The sequence below is a fragment of the Thermincola sp. GK-1 genome (assembly GCF_059412445.1).
This window is the reverse complement of record NZ_JBSQAT010000041.1, coordinates 1-1836: the sequence shown is the minus strand read 5'-3', so window position 1 is coordinate 1836 and position 1836 is coordinate 1. Positions and strand designations below refer to the sequence as shown.

The window sequence follows — 1836 nt, the reverse complement described above, 5'->3', positions numbered from 1 at the left end:
CTTGAAATCGGAAAGTAACTACTCAAAATAGCCTAACGGCTTATCAAATACCATTTATTAGGAAACACAATTAGTTTAGTATCCTGGTTAGCAGTTAAATGCTAAAAATAACTACTCCCTCCCTTACTGGCATCATATTTTGGGGTATAGTTAATAAACCCGTGTTCCAGGAATCGGACGAGTTGATCTTTAACTGACAAATAAACTGTTTGTCGTCGTTAGGCTGAATTAACAGCGACCCATGCTTGCTGGCAGATGAACATTTTGAGTTTATCTTTGGCTTTTATCAAGACATTTTGTAACCAAGTATTTGGAGCTAACTTTACATGCCGATACCGGTCGTTGCCGACGATATTTCCCGGAACATTTAGGATTTTTCGCCGGATAGTTGGCACTTCGGCATGGCTGGTTTTATCGTCGAGAATGGTCAGGCGGAACCAGTTTAACAGGTTATAGGACAATATCTTAAGCCACATAAAGGCAATATTTCGCTCCATTTCGTGCTGACTCATTTGTTCAAACCCCAGACCCGTTTTAAGTTCATCAATCTTGTTTTCGATGTTGCACCGCTGGTTGTATTCGTGCCATATCTGTTCCGGACTGTGATCGTCAAGGGATGTGACGATCACTTGGTAGTCATAGGTTTCCAGATCAAAACAGAGTTGGTCATTAGTTGCTTTTGGTTTTTGGGTTTCCCGGATTAATATAAACCGGCGGGCTTTTGACCATTTCGGCAGGGGAATCGTGATTTCTGCCGCAGCATAGTGGTCACTCAAGGACTGCCATTGATTTTGTTCGTCCAGGTATTTGATGACTTTACGCATGGTACTGGTGATTTTAGCTTTGCATACATAGTCGATACACTGTTCTTCCAGGTAGGCAAAGTTTAGTTCATCGAAGAAGCCTTTATCAATGCGGATACCTTTTACAATGATATTGTGAGCAGCCAGGATATCCAGAGTCTCTTTGAGAAATTCCATGAACTGACCATTGCTGGCTATATTGCCACTGTATAACCGGGCATGAACAAGTTCTGCTGTACCGGAAATAAAGGCTACCTTCACTTTATATGAAGGCCGTCCGTGGTAACGGGGATTGTAACCGACTTCAGACCCGTTTTGTTTTCCAAAAACCGTGAGTACACTGTCGTCAATATCGAGCCATACTTCACGGGGCTTATCGGACTTGAATTTTAGTGCCAGCAGGTTCTGATTCACTAAAGGCAGTTGATCTAATACCTTTTGCTCACATAATAGAGATAAAAAGTTCCGCAAAGTGCTTTCATCAGGTATTTGTGTTACTTCTTTGATTTTCTGGTAGCCTGGGTCATTTTGCAGTATATTCATATGAGAAAAACGTAATAAACCTAGTGAAATAGCGTCAATCATGGTATCCAACAACTCGGCGTCGGTATATTTGTAGTTATGATGCCGCTTAAGACGAATCCGTTTGAGCATACTACGGAAATCTATGGCTTGTTTAAAAGCCTCCAACAAGCCGAAATTACCAAAGGCAGTAACCGTTAAATTATCAAAACTTACCGGGAGATTGCAATTGCGTATGCGTCGTTCTAATGACTTCAGCTTCTTTTGATAATCCCGCTCCATTTTACGTTTTTGTTGACGAGTCATAGTTTCAAGTTGATTTATGGTAAACATTTGTGATACCATCATTTCAGAGGATCACTCTCCTTTGGAATGTTTTGGTTTGGTCACCTTAAACAATTCCGGTTAAGGAGCAGTGATTCCTTTTTTATGCTAAAATTTTTACACTAAAAAAACATCTAAAAGCCTTGATATTATTAAGTTTTTATAAGTTACTTTCCGAATCTAAGTT

1 protein-coding gene is annotated in these 1836 nt (G+C 40.1%); it reads right to left on the bottom strand.

Annotation, left to right across the window (positions count from 1 at the left end):
- Window positions 1–218: 218 nt before the first annotated feature.
- Window positions 219–1673, bottom strand: coding sequence for an IS1380 family transposase (locus ACSNJE_RS15885; protein WP_495253069.1), 1455 nt, complete (start codon window positions 1671–1673; stop codon window positions 219–221).
- Window positions 1674–1836 lie beyond the last annotated feature (163 nt).